Source organism: Gordonia sp. UBA7860 (assembly GCF_002500165.1).
GTDB classification, from domain to species: domain Bacteria; phylum Actinomycetota; class Actinomycetes; order Mycobacteriales; family Mycobacteriaceae; genus Gordonia; species Gordonia sputi.
The window spans coordinates 1-3,901 of sequence record NZ_DLSO01000018.1; the positions used below are offsets into that span (position 1 = coordinate 1).

Here is a 3,901-nt window from a genome sequence, read left to right on the forward strand (position 1 = left end):
GCCGACGCCGATCCCGAGGCCACCCGCATCGATCAGGGACAACACGGAATCGCGCGACAGGTTGCTCGTCACGTACGTGACCTTCAACTCCGCCGACCAGTCACGGAACTCGGGCCGGTACCGCAGGTCCGCCGACCGCGACATCCCGCCCAGCCGCACCACGTCCTCACGCATCTGCGGCTCACCATGAATCTTCACCAGCTGCTGCGGATCAGCCTTCGTCAGAAGACCGTGCATGAACACGAACTGCCTCAGCTCGGTCATCTTCACGCTCTTGCCGTAGAACCGTGCTGCCCCAACGGTTGCCGCCTTGAACGCCGTGACGGGAAACCCGTACTCGTCCGGACCGTCCTCCCTTGCAATCCGATAGAACGCGGCATCGTACTCGGCCTGCGGGTCCCGAATCTGCTTGACGCTCTTCTTGCCCTGCTGCGCCTCGAGCATCATGCGTTTCGACTTCTCCGAGAAGTTGTGCACGATCAACGGCGACGTGCCACGGATCGGCACAATCATCGTTTCGGACGCGATCTTCGAGATCTCGATGCGATCAGTCATTTGGTATGCTCCTTGTGTCAGTTTGGATTTGCTGATTTCACGGCCCCGGCGCTGCAACGCCGGGGTTGTCTTATTTCCGGGGCCGGCCGCGTTCCGCAATTGCGGGACCGACCCCGTCTCCTACGCTCGAAGCACCACACAGCGAACGAGGAGAAACTCGATGAACCAGTCGGACCGCCAGGCGATGGCACTCGCGATGTATACGGTCGAAAAGCATGTGCACCCCGATGCCGTGTTCACCCGCGCAACCGCGAACGCCATCCGCGACGTGATCGAGGAACCGCTGGGTCCAGGTGAAGAACTGAGGCTTTCCGACGTCCTCGGCGACGCCCTCACACAGATGCTCAAACTCTGTGCCCAACAAGAGGTCGCCCTCCGCCAACTGGAGACGAAAATCGCGGAACGATAGCTCACCCGCCGCGAACCGAGACAACAATTCGTCCAGTGCCACTGGAACCACATCGACCTGCGCCATCACGCAACCTCGGTCGCATCGATGGCTGGGCGTCGGATAGCAATCTGAGGCACGTCGAGAGCCTTGGCTGCGCGCGCAAGAAGAACCTCGGTGAGGTGCTTCCGTCCCGCTTCAATGTTCGCCAGGTATGGACGGGATATCCCAATCGTCGATGCGAAGTCGTCGGGGCGGTAACCACGCATCTCGCGCATCACGCGGAGTGTGTTGCCGACCCGGACATCCTCCATCGACTTGGAGGAAGTGCATTCAAGTTCCTTCGCCATGCCGACAAATGTACGGAACAAAGGGGAACATGTCAACGGAACTCAAAGGAACAACACGAAACTTGGCTATCGTTCCAGGTCAAGCCATCTCACACGGATGTAGTTATCGGTGTGTTTTCCTTGAAATTCCGTGCCCAGGCCTGGAATAGTGATGTTGCTGTTCCCGAAAGTTCCTGCAACGCTCAGAGCATGAAACGAACAACAACCCAAGCAGGCGCCATCGTCGCCGCGCGACGACGCGAACTAGGACTTGATGTGGCTGAGTTGGCGAGGACGGCGGGAGTGGACGTCAAGACGATCCGATCTCTTGAAGCCGGTGAACGGATGCCGCGAGACAGCACGAAAGCGAAGATTGAGCGCGCCCTCAGCTGGGACTCCGGCGGGATCGATGAAGTGATGGAAGGACGCGAGCCCCCCGTATCTGGAGCGCTACGTGGTTCGGACGGACGTGTGCTGAACGATTTCGTAGCTATCGGAGGCGCCGAACAAGAGCTTCTTGAGCATCTAATGCTGGCGAAGCTCGTGATGGACGCGCGCGATTTCGTCCGTCGACGGCCATCAGCAGAAAACAATGTGCTCGCTCGATCACTGGATGAGGCATCTGAACTAGCCATAAGGGCGGTAGCACGGGCAGAGGATTACAGCCTTGCGGACGCTGAGTGGCGCATCAACGAGGAACGCGTCGCGAACAGTATCCGACGACAGGGCGACGTTTACGTCGTTGAAGACCCGAGTCGCCAGTCTGACTACGAACTCGTAAGTGGCGCGGATCGTCAGGTGACCGATCGGACAAAAGGTGAGCGGTTGCATGACGAGATGTCGGCAGCTGGGGAAGAATCTCAGGTCGATCCAGGCGAGGAGGGCTGACCGTGGATGATGAGAGGCGTGCTGCGAAGGAGCGTCGGAAGGCTGAGGCGCGGGCGTCGAAGGAAGTCTTGAACTCGCTGGGCTTTCGGGAGCAGGTGGCCTTGAAGTCGGGTTTCGGTGGTGTCGTGTGCGACGGCGTCAGCATCGGGTTCGGAGCAAGGTCGGATCAGTGGTTCCCGATCGCGGGATGCCACGCTACTGTCCGGTACGGCGCGATCGAGCAACACCAGAGCTTAAATCGGATGGCGGTTGGTGGGGCGGTCGCGGGCTGGAAGGGTGCCGCTGTCGGATCGGTGGCGGGAGAGACGAAGCAGAACATCTGGCTCGACGTCGAATGGCCCGACGGTCGGAAGGTATCGGGGCTGGGCGTTGGCGAGTACAACGCGACGAAGTTCGCCGACTTGGTCAACCGATTGAGCAGCGCAGACCCAAAGCCCTCCGCATCGCAACCTACCCCAGTGCCACCACCACCTCCGCCGCCGTCGGTGCCTGCTGGCTGGTATCCGGACGCGGCTGATGCGGTGTTGCTTCGGTATTGGGATGGGGAGCAGTGGACCGAACACACGGCGCCGAGGCCGCCGCAGTGAGCCATCGGCAGTGGTGTCGCGGTCGTGGCTGAGTATCGCGTTGACAGGGGGTATCTCGACGACTTTGATGCGACGATTCCATACGGAGAGCATGGCGAGTGGCTTGTCGAGATCAGGGCTTTGATCTGGTGCTATCGGGGCCAGGTGCGGTTCTTCGAGATCGCCTTGTGGGCGATTGGAGATGAGCACCGCTACGAGGTCGCATCGATTGACTGCTGTGACTCGTCGATCCACATTCACCGACTGAAGCGGTCTGCCCCCACGGATCGACAAGCTGATCGCCGCACGATAGTCGCGCTGACCGCCAATGACCACGCTATCGTTGACAGGGAGTATCAAGTTCAGCTGGACTGGATGGACGAACAGTGGCCTGCACTACTGAGGAGTTGGGATGACATCTGATCGCTCCCTCGCCACGCGCCTGTACTCGCGAATCTCTCGAGATGCCGAGTTCACGAAGACGCTAAAGGCCGAGGGCATCAAGAGTGTCATCGTCTGCGTTGCGTCGGATCGTGCTGATGATGTCGAAAAGTCGTTGCGCCGAAACTACCCTGGCCAGCGCGTAGCGGTAGCAACGTTCTTCCCTGACCGTCACACGTTTGAGCTGACGTGGATGGAATGGCATGACCGGATCGCCGACGACGAGTCTCGACCAGTGTTCACTGTGCCTGATGACACCACGATCGGTCAGCAGGTGCTGCATGCCATCGCAGTCGATCGCGCCCGTTGGGCCGAGTACGTCAGATCGACGAAGCGGCCACACACGGCTGGACGGTCACGCTCATACTCCACGCTGGAGATGGAAAAGGAACTCGCAACCGCCTGAATTACAGGCGAGTAATTCCAGTTCAGGGGCGTTTTGTGTCAGACCCCCGCTCTACGTTGTCCGGTATGTCGATTTACCATCCGTGGCGTGACGCCCGCCTCCGTGAGCACCTGACGATCCGGTTCGTCGACCATCTTCCCGCGGGCGTGCGGGGCCAAATCCGTGGTGACGTTGTCGTGGTGAACCGTCACATGCTCGGCGACGAGCGGCGCTGCACGATCGCACACGAGTTGGTGCATGACGAGCGTCGCGTCTTTCCCGTCGACCCAGTGCTCCGCGCCCGGGAGGAACTCACGGTCGAGCGGATCGCGGCCCGGCGCCTCGTCGC

Annotated in this window: 7 protein-coding genes and 1 pseudogene; 6 read left to right on the top strand and 2 right to left on the bottom strand. The window is 60.5% G+C overall.

The features are described 5' to 3' along the window. The coding region (locus B3T59_RS02655) for a hypothetical protein (RefSeq protein WP_287001432.1) at nt 1-555 on the bottom strand (555 nt) is incomplete at its 3' end. 160 nt (nt 556-715) lie between these two features. Between B3T59_RS02655 and B3T59_RS02660 the strand changes: the two genes are divergently transcribed. Next, nucleotides 716-964 carry a hypothetical protein gene (locus B3T59_RS02660; protein ID WP_287001433.1) on the top strand — a complete coding sequence of 83 codons (249 nt, stop codon included), beginning with the start codon at nt 716-718 and terminating at the stop codon, nt 962-964. 65 nt (nt 965-1,029) lie between these two features. On the opposite strand, the gene B3T59_RS02665 is transcribed toward B3T59_RS02660, so the two are convergent. Then, nucleotides 1,030-1,293 (bottom strand): helix-turn-helix domain-containing protein, encoded by a 264-nt coding sequence (locus B3T59_RS02665; RefSeq protein ID WP_287001434.1) that lies wholly within the window; start codon nt 1,291-1,293, stop codon nt 1,030-1,032. A gap of 111 nt (nt 1,294-1,404) precedes the next feature. Between B3T59_RS02665 and B3T59_RS02670 the strand changes: the two genes are divergently transcribed. The 5 genes and pseudogenes from B3T59_RS02670 to B3T59_RS02690 all read left to right on the top strand — a co-directional run. After that, complete coding sequence (locus tag B3T59_RS02670) at nt 1,405-2,160, top strand: helix-turn-helix domain-containing protein (RefSeq protein ID WP_287001435.1); 756 nt, start codon at nt 1,405-1,407, stop codon at nt 2,158-2,160. Between the two features lie 2 nt (nt 2,161-2,162). Next, on the top strand, nt 2,163-2,747 hold the full coding sequence (locus tag B3T59_RS02675; protein ID WP_287001436.1) for a DUF2510 domain-containing protein: 585 nt from the start codon (nt 2,163-2,165) through the stop codon (nt 2,745-2,747). Nucleotides 2,748-2,771: 24 nt separating this feature from the next. Then, nucleotides 2,772-3,149 carry a hypothetical protein gene (locus tag B3T59_RS02680; protein WP_287001437.1) on the top strand — a complete coding sequence of 126 codons (378 nt, stop codon included), beginning with the start codon at nt 2,772-2,774 and terminating at the stop codon, nt 3,147-3,149. Beyond that, nucleotides 3,139-3,573 carry a hypothetical protein gene (locus B3T59_RS02685; protein WP_287001438.1) on the top strand — a complete coding sequence of 145 codons (435 nt, stop codon included), beginning with the start codon at nt 3,139-3,141 and terminating at the stop codon, nt 3,571-3,573. Before B3T59_RS02680 ends, B3T59_RS02685 begins: the two co-directional genes overlap by 11 nt. 65 nt (nt 3,574-3,638) lie before the next feature. Beyond that, nucleotides 3,639-3,901 (top strand): annotated as a pseudogene (locus tag B3T59_RS02690) (hypothetical protein); the annotation flags it as partial.